This is a genomic window from Stenotrophomonas sp. YJH_SMC_19, assembly GCF_059367915.1.
Genome location: NZ_JCAFRI010000006.1, coordinates 16764 through 30460 on the forward strand (window position 1 = coordinate 16764; position 13697 = coordinate 30460).

General features: G+C 67.2%; 14 protein-coding genes. 11 read left to right on the forward strand and 3 right to left on the reverse strand.

The genetic code is table 11. The features are described from left to right. Positions 1–84: 84 nt before the first annotated feature. The 7 genes from ftsE (at position 85) to AC5P5R_RS08665 (ending at position 5325) form a co-directional block, all read left to right on the forward strand. Positions 85–771 carry a cell division ATP-binding protein FtsE gene (ftsE, locus tag AC5P5R_RS08635; RefSeq protein ID WP_005411273.1) on the forward strand — a complete coding sequence of 229 codons (687 nt, stop codon included), beginning with the start codon at positions 85–87 and terminating at the stop codon, positions 769–771. A gap of 3 nt (positions 772–774) precedes the next feature. Further along, positions 775–1722 (forward strand): permease-like cell division protein FtsX, encoded by a 948-nt coding sequence (ftsX, locus tag AC5P5R_RS08640; protein WP_005414664.1) that lies wholly within the window; start codon positions 775–777, stop codon positions 1720–1722. 7 nt (positions 1723–1729) lie between these two features. Next, positions 1730–2572: a response regulator gene (locus AC5P5R_RS08645; protein ID WP_043034539.1), complete on the forward strand. Its 843-nt coding sequence runs from the start codon at positions 1730–1732 to the stop codon at positions 2570–2572. Positions 2573–2581: 9 nt separating this feature from the next. Further along, entirely contained in the window at positions 2582–3295 is a 714-nt protein-coding gene (gene ung / locus AC5P5R_RS08650) for a uracil-DNA glycosylase (protein WP_099473496.1), read from the forward strand. Between the two features lie 278 nt (positions 3296–3573). Continuing rightward, positions 3574–4449, forward strand: a complete 876-nt coding sequence (gene rpoH / locus AC5P5R_RS08655; RefSeq protein WP_005411269.1) for an RNA polymerase sigma factor RpoH — start codon at positions 3574–3576, stop codon at positions 4447–4449. Positions 4450–4625: 176 nt separating this feature from the next. After that, a complete protein-coding gene (locus tag AC5P5R_RS08660; protein ID WP_060381068.1) occupies positions 4626–5009 on the forward strand; it encodes a type II toxin-antitoxin system RelE/ParE family toxin in 384 nt (127 codons plus the stop codon). Then, a complete protein-coding gene (locus AC5P5R_RS08665; RefSeq protein ID WP_099473492.1) occupies positions 4993–5325 on the forward strand; it encodes a helix-turn-helix domain-containing protein in 333 nt (110 codons plus the stop codon). The genes AC5P5R_RS08660 and AC5P5R_RS08665 overlap by 17 nt, the downstream gene beginning before the upstream one ends. Positions 5326–5484: 159 nt before the next feature. Here the strand turns inward: AC5P5R_RS08665 and purD are convergent, their stop codons facing one another. The 3 genes from purD to purH are packed head-to-tail and all read right to left on the reverse strand — an operon-like array spanning position 5485 to position 9305. Continuing rightward, a complete protein-coding gene (purD, locus tag AC5P5R_RS08670; RefSeq protein ID WP_099473490.1) occupies positions 5485–6768 on the reverse strand; it encodes a phosphoribosylamine--glycine ligase in 1284 nt (427 codons plus the stop codon). Between the two features lie 58 nt (positions 6769–6826). Then, entirely contained in the window at positions 6827–7705 is an 879-nt protein-coding gene (locus AC5P5R_RS08675; protein WP_099473488.1) for a hypothetical protein, read from the reverse strand. Positions 7706–7721: 16 nt separating this feature from the next. Further along, positions 7722–9305, reverse strand: coding sequence for a bifunctional phosphoribosylaminoimidazolecarboxamide formyltransferase/IMP cyclohydrolase (purH, locus tag AC5P5R_RS08680; RefSeq protein WP_005411265.1), 1584 nt, complete (start codon positions 9303–9305; stop codon positions 7722–7724). Between the two features lie 223 nt (positions 9306–9528). Here purH and AC5P5R_RS08685 point away from each other — a divergent pair, with 223 nt between their 5' ends. Genes AC5P5R_RS08685 through AC5P5R_RS08700 form a run of 4 tightly spaced genes read left to right on the forward strand, consistent with a single transcriptional unit; the run spans position 9529 to position 13694 of the window. After that, a complete protein-coding gene (locus AC5P5R_RS08685) occupies positions 9529–10146 on the forward strand; it encodes a CDP-alcohol phosphatidyltransferase family protein (RefSeq protein ID WP_005411264.1) in 618 nt (205 codons plus the stop codon). 34 nt (positions 10147–10180) lie between these two features. After that, a complete protein-coding gene (locus tag AC5P5R_RS08690; RefSeq protein WP_049395355.1) occupies positions 10181–11932 on the forward strand; it encodes a bifunctional alpha/beta hydrolase/class I SAM-dependent methyltransferase in 1752 nt (583 codons plus the stop codon). Between the two features lie 23 nt (positions 11933–11955). Continuing rightward, positions 11956–13260 (forward strand): phosphatase PAP2/dual specificity phosphatase family protein, encoded by a 1305-nt coding sequence (locus tag AC5P5R_RS08695; RefSeq protein ID WP_172476294.1) that lies wholly within the window; start codon positions 11956–11958, stop codon positions 13258–13260. After that, positions 13257–13694: a hypothetical protein gene (locus AC5P5R_RS08700; protein ID WP_164281573.1), complete on the forward strand. Its 438-nt coding sequence runs from the start codon at positions 13257–13259 to the stop codon at positions 13692–13694. The genes AC5P5R_RS08695 and AC5P5R_RS08700 overlap by 4 nt, the downstream gene beginning before the upstream one ends. Positions 13695–13697 lie beyond the last annotated feature (3 nt).

Consider the following 13697-nt stretch of genomic DNA (forward strand, 5'->3'; position numbering starts at 1 on the left):
TTGTGTGGGTTGCCGGCCAGCGGCCGGCACTACCGATCATGTGACCGTCTCCACGACGTCGCGCCGGTCCTGCATAATCGGGGCATGAGTGTCCTGCGCTTCGACAATGTCAGCAAACAGTACGCCGGTGGCCACGAGGCACTGACCGATGTCAGCTTCGAGGTCGCGCCGGGCGAGATGCTGTTCGTCACCGGCCATTCCGGTGCGGGCAAAAGCACCCTGCTCAAGTTGATTCATCTGGACGAGCGGCCCAGCCGTGGCGCGGTGGTGTTCGACGAGCGCAACCTGCTGAAGGTGCGTGGCGGCGATGTGCCCCGCCACCGTCGCGCGGTGGGTGCGGTCTACCAGGACCACCGCCTGTTGATGGACCGCTCGATCGCCGAGAACGTGGCGCTGCCGCTGATCCTGCGCGGCACCCGCCGTGGCGACATCAGCAAGCGCGTGCGCTCGGTGCTGGAACGGATGGGCCTGGGCCACCGCGAGAAGGCGCTGCCCTCGCAGCTGTCGGCCGGTGAGCAGCAGCGCGTTGGCATCGCCCGCGCCATCGTCGGTGAGCCCAAGCTGCTGGTGGCCGATGAGCCGACCGGCAACCTCGACCCGACCCTGGCGGCGGAGATCATGGCCCTGTTCGCCGAGCTGCCCGCGCGCGGCACCAGCGTGCTGGTGGTGAGCCACGACCTGCCGCTGCTGCGCCGCATGCGCAAGCGCGTGCTGATCCTCGACCACGGCCGGCTGGTGGATGACATCTCGCCGCAGGATCTGGCGGAGTAACGCATGGCGAAGAACGAAAACAGCGAAGCCGCCGCCCCCTCGCGCGTGGGCGTCTGGTTCCAGCACCACGCGCACAGCGTGGTGTTCAGCCTCGGCCGTGCCTGCCGCAAGCCGTGGGCGACCCTGCTGACGGTGATGGTCATGGCGCTGGCGCTGGCCCTGCCGCTGGGCCTGTCGATCGCGCTGGACAACCTCAAGCAGTTCGCTGGCAGCGTGCAGCAGTCGCGCGACATCAATGTGTTCCTCAAGGGCAACGTCGATGGCCCCGGCGCGCTGCGCCTGGCCGGCCAGCTGCGCGACCGCGACGACGTGGCCGAAGTGAACGTGCGTACGCCCGAGCAGGGCCTGCAGGAACTGCGCGACGCCGGCCTCGGCGAGGCGATCGACGCACTCAATGACAACCCGCTTCCCTCGCTGCTGGTGATCACCCCCGGCCAGGGCAAGGACGACGCGCGCCTGGCACGCGCGCTGGAAAGCCTGCCCGAGGCCGACCTGGTGCAGCACGATGCACTGTGGCGCCAGCGCCTGGATGCCTGGCTGGCGTTCGGCGCGCGGCTGGTGCAGGTGCTGTCGGTCCTGCTCGGCGTCGGTGCCGCGCTGGTGGTCGGCAACACCGTGCGCCTGGACATCCAGGCCCGCCGCGAAGAGATCGGCGTGCTGCAGCTGCTCGGCGCCAGTGATGGCTTCATCCGCCGCCCGTTCCTGTACCTGGGTGCGTGGTATGGCCTGGGCGCCGGCGCGGTTGCGCTGGCGCTGATCGGCGCCGCCGGCGCCGCGCTGCGCGTGCCGCTGGCCGAACTCTCGCGCAGCTACGGCAGCCCGTTCGTGCTGCACGGCCTGGACCTGCTGCACGGTGGCCTGGTCCTGCTCGGCACGCTGCTGCTGGGCTGGCTGGGCGCGTGGCTGGTCACCGGCCACTTCCTGCGCCAGACCCGACCGACCGACACCTGAGACCGGCATGCAACCGCAAGCGCTGAAGCACCTTGAAGGGCCCGCGACGCGGGTGATGGTGGTCGATGGCTCGAAGCTGGTCCGCAAGCTGATCGCCGACGTCCTGCAGCGCGACCTGCCGGGCGTGGAGGTGATTGGCTGCGACAGCATCGAGGATGCGCAGCAGGCGCTGGCGCAGGGCCCGGTGGACCTGGTGACCACCTCGCTGACCCTGCGTGATGGCGACGGCCTGGCGCTGGCGCGGATGATCCGCGAAGCGGCCGGCCAGGCCTACGTGCCGGTGATCGTGGTGTCCGGCGATGCCCAGCAGCATCTGGAGCAGCGTCGCTTCACCGAGTACGTCACCGACTATTTCGACAAGGCGCTGGGCCACGAGGCGCTGGCGACCTTCATCCGCGGCTATGTGCAGCCGCAGACCATTCCCGGCGCGACCATCCTCTATATCGAGGACAGCCGCGTGGTGGCCGAGGCCACCAAGCGCATGCTCGAACGCCAGCAGTTGAACGTGCTGCACGTGGTCAGCGCCGAAGAGGCGTTCACCCTGCTCACCGCCGAGTCGCTGGGCCGCAGCCGCCATCGCATCGACCTGGTGCTGACCGACGTCACCCTGAAGGGCGAACTGAGCGGCCGCGACGTGGTGCAGCGCGTGCGCGTGGACTTCGGCTACGGCAAGCGCCGCCTGCCGGTGCTGGTGATGACCGGCGACGGCAACCCGCATAACCAGACCGGGCTGCTGCAGTCCGGCGCCAACGACCTGGTACTCAAGCCGATCGAAGAACGGCTGCTGGTCACCAAGGTGCTGTTCCAGCTGCGCCTGGCCCGGTTGAACGATGGACCCCTGATTCGATGAAGTGGTGCAATGATTGATGAAGTAGCGGACACCCCGACGATCCAGCTGGAACCGAGCTGGAAGCAGCATGTCGGCGATTACCTCCTGCAGCCGCAGATGCGCGAGCTGTCCAGCTTCCTGCGCCAGCGCAAGGCCAGTGGCGCGGCGGTATTCCCGCCCGGCCCGCAGATCTTCGCCGCATTCGACGCCACGCCATTCGAGCAGGTGAATGTGGTGATCCTCGGCCAGGACCCGTACCACGGCCGTGGCCAGGCGCATGGCCTGAGTTTCTCGGTGCCGCCGGGCGTGCCGGTGCCGCCGTCGCTGCTGAACATTTACAAGGAGATCGAGAGCGATCTCGGTATCCCGCGCCCGGACCACGGCTGCCTGATCCCGTGGGCGCAACGCGGCGTGCTGCTGCTCAATGCCGTGCTGACGGTGGAGGAGGGCAAGGCCGGCGCACACCAGGGCCGTGGCTGGGAAGGCTTCACCGATCACGTGGTGGACGTGCTCAACCGCGAACGCGAAGGCTTGGTGTTCATGCTCTGGGGTGCCTACGCGCAGCAGAAGGGCAAGGTCATTGATACCCGTCGCCATCGCGTTCTGAAGGCCCCGCATCCGTCGCCGCTGTCGGCCCATCGTGGCTTCCTCGGCTGCCGCCATTTCTCGATGGCCAACGAGTACCTGCTGCGTCGCGGCCAGGCCCCGATCGACTGGTCGCTGCCGCCGCGCTCGGTGCTCTGAGCGCCGGCTGGCGGCCGGGCCTGAACGCCGGACAACGTTCCCTGGCCTGAATGGGCCTCCAGAACGGCCCGTTCAGCTCCGCTTGACCGGAATCGGCCGGTTCCCGGCAGGTAATTGCTTGAATTCCAAGGGATTGTGAATCCCGAAAAGCGCGCTCGCCACTGTCATCAAATCGCGCTACGGTAGGGCTCTGTTTGGGACCAGTGTTGCATCAATAGGATGCTGGAACTTTTTCCTCCTTTAGCAGTCCAAATCCCGGACTGCTAAGATGGGTGCCTATGAGCCAGAACACCTCTACTGCCCTTGTGGCAAACAATCTCCCGATTCCCAGTGCGCTCGGTTCGCTGGACGCCTACATCGGTGCCGTGCACCAGATCCCGGTGCTGTCGGTCGATGACGAACAGGACCTGGCCCGTCGCTTCCGCGACGGCAACGATCTGGACGCCGCCCGCGAGCTGGTGCATTCGCACCTGCGCTTCGTGGTGCACGTGGCCCGCGGTTACAACGGCTATGGCCTTGCCCTGGGCGATCTGATCCAGGAAGGCAACATCGGCCTGATGAAGGCGGTCAAGCGCTTCGACCCGGACATGGGCGTGCGCCTGGTCTCCTTCGCCGTGCACTGGATCCGTGCAGAGATGCACGAGTTCATCCTGAAGAACTGGCGCATCGTGAAGGTCGCCACCACCAAGGCGCAGCGCAAGCTGTTCTTCAACCTGCGCAAGTCGAAGACGCGCCTGGGCTGGATGAACGCGGCGGAAGTGAGCGCGGTGGCCAAGGACCTGAACGTGTCCGAGCGCGAGGTCATGGAAATGGAGTCGCGCCTGTCCGGCCGCGATATCGGTTTCGACGCGCCGACCGACGAGGACAACGAACACGCACCGCCGTCGCCGGCTGCGTTCCTGGTTGCCGATGACGAAGACCCGTCGATGGCCTACGAGCGCGAGGACAGCGAAGACAACCAGATGCAGCTGCTGCGCGAAGGCCTGGCGGAACTGGATGCCCGCTCGCGCGACATCATCCGCCGTCGCTGGCTGGACGCCGACAGCAAGGTGACGCTGCAGGAGCTGGCCGACGAGTACGGCGTGTCGGCCGAGCGCATCCGCCAGGTTGAGGCGAACGCGCTGAAGAAGATGAAGGCGCTGTTCACCGCGTAAGGCGCGGGTGGCGTTGAAGTACTGAAAAGGCCCGGTAATGCCGGGCCTTTTTCATTTGTGGGGCTTAGCCACGCATGGCGTGGCTCTACTCTGACGCCAGGGCGGTGATTGCGCCGACCGGGTCATGTGCTGGGTGCTGATGTTCACGCCGTACCACGCAGTGGCACGGTATGATCATGCCACGCATCTTCCGCACACGAAGTTTCAATCGCAGCATGCGCAGGACCACCCTGTCCGACGCTGCGCTGTACCGGTCGGTACGTGAAATGGAAGCGGGTCTGGTGGATGCTGATCTTGGCGGCGGAATCTTCAAGAAGCGCGTTGCGTTGCCGGGGCGAGGAAAGCGTGGGAGCGTTCGAATCATCGTCGCCACGCAGCGAGGCGGGCATTGGTTCTTCCTTTTCGGCTACGAGAAGAATGAACGTACTGCGATCACGAATGCGGAACGGGATGCGCTGCAGTTGTACGCATCGGAGTTCCTGAAAATGAGTACGGCGCAGCTGAATCGTGCCTTGGAATACGGGGATCTACAGGAGATCGGCCATGACGAAGCCCCCTGAGCGACGGCGCGCGAAAAGTGCGCTTCTTGAAGCGGTGCATGATGCGGCTGTGAATCTGCACGCGCATGGCTTCATTGATAAGCGTCGGTTGAGCAGCTACGAAGCGCTTTGCCTTGAGCCGGTCCCTGAATACAGCAGTGCCCAGATCCGTGCCCTGCGTACGTCATTGCAGCTCAGTCAGCCGGTATTTGCGGGAGTTCTCAATACCAGCGTTTCCACCGTACGCAGCTGGGAGCAGGGCGAAAAGAAGCCCAGCGGACCGTCACTGAAGTTGCTTAACCTGATTGAACGGAAGGGCCTCGAAGCAGTTCTGTAAAGCAAAGGCCCGGCGATGCCGGGCCTTTGCTTTACCGTGGTATTCAATCCACGCATGGCGTGGATCTACCGCGAGCCTCGCATGATCGACGCCATGCATGGATGCGGCAAGATCAGGTAGATCCACGCCATGCGTGGATGCCCCGATCCCGCGTGGGCCTCACCCCTCGCGTGCGATCGCGCGCCAGCCAATGTCGTTGCGGTGGAATTCGTTGGCCCAGGTCACCTTGGCCACGCCGGCATAGGCGTTCGCCTGCGCGTCGCGCACGCTGTCACCCAGTGCAGCCACGCACAGCACGCGGCCGCCGGCACTGAGCACCTGGCCCTGTGCATCCAATGCCGTACCGGCGTGGAATACCTTGGCAGTGGCCGGCACTTCATCCAGGCCGGAAATCACGTCGCCGGTGATCGGCGCTTCCGGGTACGGCTTCGCCGCCAGCACCACGCCCAGCGACGGCCGCGGATCCCACTGTGCGTCGATCTGGTCCAGGCGGCCGTCGATGGCCGCTTCCACCAGTTCGACCAGATCCGACTGCAGGCGCAGCATCACCGGCTGGGTTTCTGGATCGCCGAAGCGCACGTTGAACTCGATCACCTTCGGCGCGCCGCTGGCGTCGATCATCAGGCCGGCATAGAGGAAGCCGGTGAACGGGATCCCGTCGGCGATCATGCCTTGCACGGTCGGGTTCACCACGTCGCGCATCACGCGGGCATGCACTTCCGGCGTGACCACCGGGGCCGGCGAATACGCGCCCATGCCGCCGGTGTTCGGACCGGTGTCGCCGTCGCCGACGCGCTTGTGGTCCTGCGAAGTGGCCATCGGCAGCGCGTGCACGCCGTCCACCATCGAAATGAAGCTGGCTTCCTCGCCATCGAGGAACTCTTCGATCACCACGCGCGCACCGGCATCGCCGAAGGCGTTGCCCGACAGCATGTCACGCACCGCGTCTTCGGCTTCGGCCAGGGTCATCGCCACGATCACGCCCTTGCCGGCGGCCAGGCCATCGGCCTTGACCACGATCGGGGCGCCCTTCTCGCGCACATAGGCCAGCGCGGCATCCACCTCGGTGTGCACGGCGTAGAACGCGGTGGGGATGTTGTGGCGGGCCAGGAAGTCCTTGGCGTAGGCCTTGCTGCCTTCCAGCTGCGCGGCGGCGGCGGTCGGCCCGAAGATGCGCAGGCCGGCGGCGCGGAAGCGGTCGACCACGCCGGCCACCAGCGGTACTTCCGGGCCGACCACGGTCAGCGCCACGCCTTCGGCCTGGGCCAGCGCCAGCAGGCCGTCGATGTCGGTCACTTTCACCGCCACGTTGCGGCACTTGTCTTCGCTGGCGGTGCCGGCGTTGCCGGGCGCCACGATCACTTCGGTGACACGGGAGGACTGGGCCAGCTTCCATGCCAGGGCGTGTTCGCGGCCGCCAGAGCCGATGACAAGTACGTTCATCACGAGATTCCAGATTGCGTGGGAAGGGAAGGTCGATGTCCCCGTTGGCGCAGGTGCTTCATTCGCAGCCTTCGCGTCGCAGCGATTCGGGGAAGGAATAGGCCCAGGTCTTCGGGTCCAGGGTAAAGCGGTGTTCCTGCCGGACCTGCTTGCCACCACAGGTGGTTCCGGTTTCCTCGATCAGCAGCGGCCAGATGCGCGCGCTGCGATCGCTGTCGTCGAAGCGCAGTGCGAAATCGATGCTGAAGCGGCGGGTACGGCAGTCCTCGACGGTCTCCGGGTCGCTGCTGGCCCCTGGGTTGTCGCACTCGTACTGGGCATCATTGTCGATATGGCTGCGCACGCTGCCGCTGGCCACCAGGCCGTTCGGGCCTGGCAGGATCAGCGACTGCGAGAGCAGCGAGAAGCCCTGCCCGAACCAGCCGTCCTCGACGCGGAAGCCATGGAAGTCGCTACCGGCGCGGATGACACTGACCGTGCCGGGCTGGCCACCGCTGCCGAAGCGTTCGCCGGTCAGTTCGCTGGTCACGTCGAAGCCATCGCCCTTCGGGCGCAGCACGAAGAAGTCGATCGTTCCCGCGTCGATGTGCGCGCCTTCGGACAGTGCGCCGCAGACCGCCAGCAACTGCTGCCAGCTGTCACCGCTCACCACCGGCTGCTCGGCGCAGACGTGCCAGTCCATCGGGCGGGTTTCGCCGTCGTCGTTCCAGCTGCCGTGCCATTCACCGGAGAGCCTGGCGTTCTTGCCGTAGCGCTGGACCAGGAAGGCCTGCAGTCGTGCGGTGCGGCTCACGTGCGCCGTCGGCTCGGCAGGGGCCGACGTGGCGGCCTGTGGCGACGACGCAGGCACCGGGGCGGCCGCAGGCTTGCAGCCGGCCAGCACGGCCGCGCCCGCGAGGGCGAGCATGGCCAGCGATTTCAGTGAGACTGCGGACATCCGTGTCGCTCCAGTATCAGTGGCGGAAGTGGCGCACGCCGGTGAACACCATGGCCAGGCCATGTTCGTCGGCGGCGGCGATCACTTCGGCATCGCGCATCGAACCGCCCGGCTGGATCACCGCCTTGATGCCGGCGGCGGCGGCGGCATCGATGCCGTCGCGGAACGGGAAGAACGCATCGGAGGCCATCACCGAACCCTCGACTACCAGGTTCGCATCGGCAGCCTTGATGCCGGCGATGCGGGCCGAGTACACGCGGCTCATCTGGCCGGCGCCCACGCCAATCGTGCGGTTGTCCTTGGCGTACACAATCGCGTTGGACTTCACGAACTTGGCCACCTTCCAGGCGAACAGCAGGTCGGTGAACTGCTTGTCGGTCGGCGCCAGCTTGCTGACCACCTTCAGCTCGTCGCGGGTCATGCCGCGGTTGTCCGAGGACTGCAGCAGCAGGCCCGAGCCCACGCGCTTGCTGTCGAAGTTGTTCAGGCCATCACCATGCGGGATGCGCAGCACGCGCACGTTGGCCTTCTTCTGCGCGTATTCCAGCGCGGCCGGCTCGTAGTCCGGGGCAATCAGCACTTCCACGAACTGGCGGTCCAGGATCACCTTGGCAGTGGCGGCGTCCAGCGGCTTGTTGAAGGCGATGATGCCGCCGAAGGCGCTGGTCGGGTCGGTGGCGTAGGCCAGCTCGTAGGCATCGCCGTTGCCGGCACCGACGGCCACGCCACACGGATTGGCGTGCTTGACGATGACGCAGGCCGGTGCATCGAACTGGCGCACGCATTCCCACGCCGCGTCGGCATCGGCCAGGTTGTTGTAGCTCAGTTCCTTGCCCTGCAGCTGCTGGAAGGTGGCCAGCGTGCCCGGCACCGGGTACAGGTCGCGGTAGAACGCGCCGCTCTGGTGCGGGTTCTCGCCGTAGCGCAGGTCCATCACCTTCACGAAGGTGGAGTTCATCTGCGCCGGGTACTCGGCACGTGCCGGTACGGCGGCGTCGGTGGCGGTGACCGCCGACAGGTAGTTGCTGATCGCCGCGTCGTACTGGGCGACGCGGTTGAACGCGGCCACCGAGAACGCGAAGCGGGTGGCGGCCGACAGCTGGCCGTCGTTGGCCGCCAGCGAGGCCAGCAGTTCGGCGTACTGCGACGGGTCGGTGGCCACCGCCACGCGGGCGAAGTTCTTGGCTGCCGAACGCAGCATGGCCGGGCCGCCGATGTCGATGTTCTCGACCGCGTCGGCCAGCGTGCAGTCGGCCTTGGCGGTGACCGATTCGAACGGGTACAGGTTCAGCACCAGCAGGTCGATGGCACCGATGCCGTGCTCAGCCATCACCGCATCATCCAGGCCCGAACGGCCCAACAGGCCGCCGTGCACCATCGGGTGCAGGGTCTTGACCCGGCCGTCCATCATTTCCGGGAAACCGGTGACGTCGGCCACGTCTTTCACGGCCAGGCCCGCATCGCGGATCGCCTTGGCGGTGCCGCCGGTGGACAGCAGCTCCACGCCGCGTGCGGCCAGCGCAGTGGCCAGCTCGACCAGGCCGGTCTTGTCGGAAACGGAGAGGAGGGCCCGGCGGACGGGCAACAGATCGGCAGTCATGGGACAGAATCGGCAGCGGAGCGGGGCCGATATTGTAGGCGGTGGGGGCCGGTGGCGGGCGCTGGAAGGGGTAATTTGCCGTGGCGATCGACGCAAGGCCGGGTCGGGCACACCGATCCGGCCCGATCCGGGGGCTGGCCTGCGGACCAGAGCAGGGTTGTCGGAATCTGCCAACGATGGGGTAGGCTGTGCCCGCACTGCCAAGGATCAGCGGGTACGGATCATGTCGATCTATGCATTGAAAGGACGTTTCCAGGACCTGTTGCGTCCAGCCGTACGCGGTCTGTACCGCATGGGGATCACTGCCAATACGGTGACCGTGGCCGCTGCCGTGGTCTCGCTGCTGGTGGCCGCCGCCGTCTGGTGCTGCGCGCCGGCCCAGCCCCTGCTGTACCTGCTGCTGCCACTGTGGATGCTGCTGCGCATGGCGCTCAACGCCGTGGACGGCATGCTGGCCCGCGAGTTCGGCCAGCAGTCGCGGCTGGGCGCCTATCTGAATGAGCTGTGCGATGTAATCGCCGATGCGGCGCTGTACCTGAGCCTGCTCAGCGTGCCGGGCGTGCGCCCCGAGATGCTGTGGCTGCTGGCCTGGACCGCGGCCCTGAGCGAGTACGCCGGGGTGCTGGGGCTGATGGTCGGTGCCAGCCGCCGCTACGACGGCCCGATGGGCAAGAGCGACCGCGCGTTCGTGATCGGTGCGCTGGGCCTGCTGCTGGCGTTTGAGTGGGTTGGCGCGATGACGGTCACTGGCGTGGCCGCGGTCATGGCGGTGCTGTGCGTGCTGACGATGGTCAACCGCGTCCGTCGGGGACTGCGGGAAGCAGCGGTTTCGCCGAATTAATCAAGCAGATACAAGAAGACAATCAGGAGATTGCATGCGTCAGGCGCAGGAACGGGAATTCCACAGCTTCGACCAGGTACCGCTGTTCTACCGGTACTGGGCGGGCACCACCGCAACGCCGGCCACCAAGGCCATCGTGCTGCTGCACCGCGGCCATGAGCACTCCGGCCGGGTCACCCACCTGGTCGATGAGCTGGACCTGCCCGACACCGCCTTCTTCGCCTGGGACGCGCGCGGCAATGGCCGTTCGCCGGGCGCACGGGGCGATGCACCGGGCTTCCCGGCGCTGGTGCGTGATCTGGACAGTTTCATCGCCCACATCGGCGCCGAGCACGGCATTGCGGTGGAAGACATCGTGGTGATCGCGCAGAGCGTAGGGGCGGTGGTCGCCGCGACCTGGGTGCACGACTACGCACCACGCCTGCGCGCGCTGGTGATGGCTTCGCCGGCGTTCAAGGTGAAGCTGTACGTGCCGTTCGCACGCCCGGGCCTGGCGCTGATGCAGAAGCTGCGCGGCAATTTCTTCGTCAACAGCTACGTCAAGCCGCAGTGGCTGACCCATGACCCGGCGCGGGTGGAAAGCTATCGCACCGACCCGCTGATCACCCGGCCGATTTCGGTGCGCGTGCTGCTGGGCCTGTACGAGGCGGCCGACCGCATCGTGGCCGATGCGCAGGCGATCAGCGTACCGGTGCAGCTGCTGGTGTCCGGCTCGGATTTCGTCGTGCACCGTGGCCCGCAGGACCGCTTCTACGAGCGCCTGTCCAGCCCGATCAAGGAGCGTGTGCATCTGCCGGGCTTCTTCCACGACACGCTGGGCGAGCGCGATCGTGCACCAGCACTGGCGCGCATCCGCAGCTTCATCCAGGCGCGTTTTGCCGAGCCGCTGCGCGAGCTGTCACGGCGCGACGCGCACCGTCACGGGCCAACCTTCGAAGAATCCGAGATCCTGGCCTGGCCACCGGAGCGCAACAGCCTGGCCGACCTGCGCTGGCGCGTGGTGCGTGGCGGCCTGCGCTTCGGCGGCACGCTGTCCGAAGGCATCGCGCTGGGCCTGCGGACCGGTTTCGATTCCGGTAGCACGCTGGACTACATCTACCGGAATGAGGCGCGCGGCAAGGGCCCATTGGGGCGGATGGTCGACCGCAACTACCTGGATGCAATCGGCTGGCGTGGCATCCGCGTGCGCGGCCAGCACCTGCAGGAACTGCTGCGCGACGCTGCCCAGCGCCTGCGCGGGCAGGGCACGCCGGTGCGTGTGCTGGACGTGGCCGCCGGCCATGGCCGGTATGTGCTGGAAGCGCTGGGCCAGGGCGAACAGCGCGCCGACCGTATCGTGCTGCGTGATTTCAGCGATCTGAACGTGACCCAGGGCCAAGCGTTGATCGAGCGCCTCGGTGCGGCCGACATCGCCCGCTTCGAGCAGGGCGATGCGTTCGATCCGGCGCAACTGGCCAAGGTCGATCCAGCACCGACACTGGCGGTGGTCTCGGGCCTGTACGAACTGTTCCCCGACAACGACGCCGTGCTGCGCTCGCTGCAGGGTATCGCCGCAACGGTGCCGGCGGGAGGCTACCTGGCCTACACCGGCCAACCCTGGCACCCGCAGCTGGAATTCATCGCGCGCGCCTTGACCAGCCATCGCGGTGGCGCGGCGTGGGTGATGCGTCGCCGTACCCAGCAGGAGATGGATGAGCTGGTGCGCCTGGCCGGTTTCGAGAAGGTGGCGCAGCGCATCGACGACTTCGGCATCTTCACCGTGTCGCTGGCGCGCCGGACCGCGTGATGGCGACGCTCGCCGCAACCCCGCTGGCCGCGGAAGGGCGCCCCTGGCGGCGCGCCCTGCTGTGGCTGGCCCTGCTGGGTCCGTTCTTCTTCGCAAGCTACGGCTTCGCCAACTGGATGGCCGGCCGCCACGCCACCCTGCCGGTGATGGCGTTCGCGTGGGAGACACGTATCCCGTTCGTGCCGTGGACGATCGTGCCGTACTGGTCGATCGATCTGTTCTACGCAATCTCGTTCTTCCTGTGCCGGCATCGCTTGGAACTGGACCGGCATGCGCTGCGACTGTTCAGTGCGCAGGTCATCGCGGTCACCTGTTTTCTGCTGTGGCCGCTGCGCTTCAGCTTCGAGCGTCCGGAGATCGGCGGTATGTTCGGCTGGCTGTTCGATGTGCTGCTGGGCTTCGACAAGCCGTTCAACCAGGCGCCGTCGCTGCACATCGTGCTGTTGATCGTGCTGTGGGTGAAGTTCGCGCAGTACCTGCATGGCATGTGGCGCGGGGTACTGCATGTGTGGGCACTGCTGATCGGCGTCTCGGTGCTGACCACGTTCCAGCACCATTTCATCGATATCCCGACCGGCCTGCTGGCCGGTTGGCTGTGCGTCTGGCTGTGGCCGGAGCAGGGCACGCCACCATTGCGGGCCTGGCACACCGCGCGTGATGCGAGGCGTTGGCGATTGGCAGCGTTGTACCTGCTGGGGGCCGCCGTATTGCTGGTGCCGGTGGTGCTTCTGCGTGGCGCCGCGTTGTGGCTGCTGTGGCCGGTGGCGTCGTTGCTGCTGGTGGCGCTGGCCTATGCCGGGCTGGGTACAGCGGTGTTCCAGAAGCGCGCCGATGGCCGCCTGACGATGGCCGCGCGATGGCTGCTGGCACCGTACCTGGGCGCTGCCTGGATCAACTCGCGGCTGTGGACGCGGCGTGCGCCGCAGCCGGTGCCGGTGCTGGACGGCGTGTGGCTGGGCCGCATTCCCAACGGCGCGTTGCCGCAGCCACTGGGGGGCGTGGTGGATGCCTGCGCCGAGCTGTCCTGTCGCGCGCAGGGCGCCGCGTATGCCAGCGTGCCGATGCTGGACCTGGTGGTCCCTGCACCGGAACAGCTGCGCGAAGCAGCCGAGGCCATCGAGCGCCTGCATGGGCACGGACCGTTGCTGGTGTGCTGTGCGCTGGGCTATTCGCGCAGCGCCGCCAGCGTGGCCACCTGGCTGCTGCGCAGTGGTCGTGCGGCCGATGCGGACGCGGCGGTGGCGATCGTGCGTGCTGCGCGCCCTGGCATCGTGCTGGGTACGGCCCATCTGCGTGCCATCACCGACGCGGCAGGAGTGCGCGCATGAGCACGGTTCCCGATCTGGCGACCATGCAGCTGCTGCTGCGGCAGGGGCGTTGGCCGGCATGCCTGTCGCTGGGGCTGCTGCTGGTGGCATTGCTGCTGCTCGGCACCGAGCCGGGCCTGGCGATGATCGCTGCAGGGTTGCTGCTGGCCAGCATGTCTGCAGGGGTGGCCCAGACGTACCACGCGTGGCGGGTTGCGCTGGACGCCAGCCTGCTGCAGCTGCTGCGCGATGAGCGCCTGGACGGCGATGCCGCCGCGCGCCGCACTGATCAGCTGCTGCACCACAGTGGCCTGCGCCGCGCGTCGCCCGATGCGCCCCTGCGGGGCTGGGACGCGCGCTGGGCCGGCATGCGTCGCCTGCTGCTGCGCCAGTACCTGCTGACAGCGGTGCAGTTCGCACTGCTGGTGCTGGCCGTGTTGTGGCCGCAGACGTGAACG

What these genes read in the sequence shown, in the direction of transcription:
- AC5P5R_RS08685 (WP_005411264.1), top strand. Translation starts at nt 9,529, where the DNA reads ATGTCGATCTATGCATTGAAAGGACGTTTCCAGGACCTGTTGCGTCCA.
- AC5P5R_RS08660 (WP_060381068.1), top strand. Translation starts at nt 4,626, where the DNA reads ATGCCACGCATCTTCCGCACACGAAGTTTCAATCGCAGCATGCGCAGG.
- AC5P5R_RS08700 (WP_164281573.1), top strand. Translation starts at nt 13,257, where the DNA reads ATGAGCACGGTTCCCGATCTGGCGACCATGCAGCTGCTGCTGCGGCAG.
- ftsE (WP_005411273.1), top strand. Translation starts at nt 85, where the DNA reads ATGAGTGTCCTGCGCTTCGACAATGTCAGCAAACAGTACGCCGGTGGC.
- AC5P5R_RS08665 (WP_099473492.1), top strand. Translation starts at nt 4,993, where the DNA reads ATGACGAAGCCCCCTGAGCGACGGCGCGCGAAAAGTGCGCTTCTTGAA.
- ung (WP_099473496.1), top strand. Translation starts at nt 2,582, where the DNA reads ATGATTGATGAAGTAGCGGACACCCCGACGATCCAGCTGGAACCGAGC.
- AC5P5R_RS08675 (WP_099473488.1), bottom strand. Translation starts at nt 7,705, where the DNA reads ATGTCCGCAGTCTCACTGAAATCGCTGGCCATGCTCGCCCTCGCGGGC.
- purD (WP_099473490.1), bottom strand. Translation starts at nt 6,768, where the DNA reads ATGAACGTACTTGTCATCGGCTCTGGCGGCCGCGAACACGCCCTGGCA.
- AC5P5R_RS08690 (WP_049395355.1), top strand. Translation starts at nt 10,181, where the DNA reads ATGCGTCAGGCGCAGGAACGGGAATTCCACAGCTTCGACCAGGTACCG.
- ftsX (WP_005414664.1), top strand. Translation starts at nt 775, where the DNA reads ATGGCGAAGAACGAAAACAGCGAAGCCGCCGCCCCCTCGCGCGTGGGC.
- rpoH (WP_005411269.1), top strand. Translation starts at nt 3,574, where the DNA reads ATGAGCCAGAACACCTCTACTGCCCTTGTGGCAAACAATCTCCCGATT.
- AC5P5R_RS08645 (WP_043034539.1), top strand. Translation starts at nt 1,730, where the DNA reads ATGCAACCGCAAGCGCTGAAGCACCTTGAAGGGCCCGCGACGCGGGTG.
- purH (WP_005411265.1), bottom strand. Translation starts at nt 9,305, where the DNA reads ATGACTGCCGATCTGTTGCCCGTCCGCCGGGCCCTCCTCTCCGTTTCC.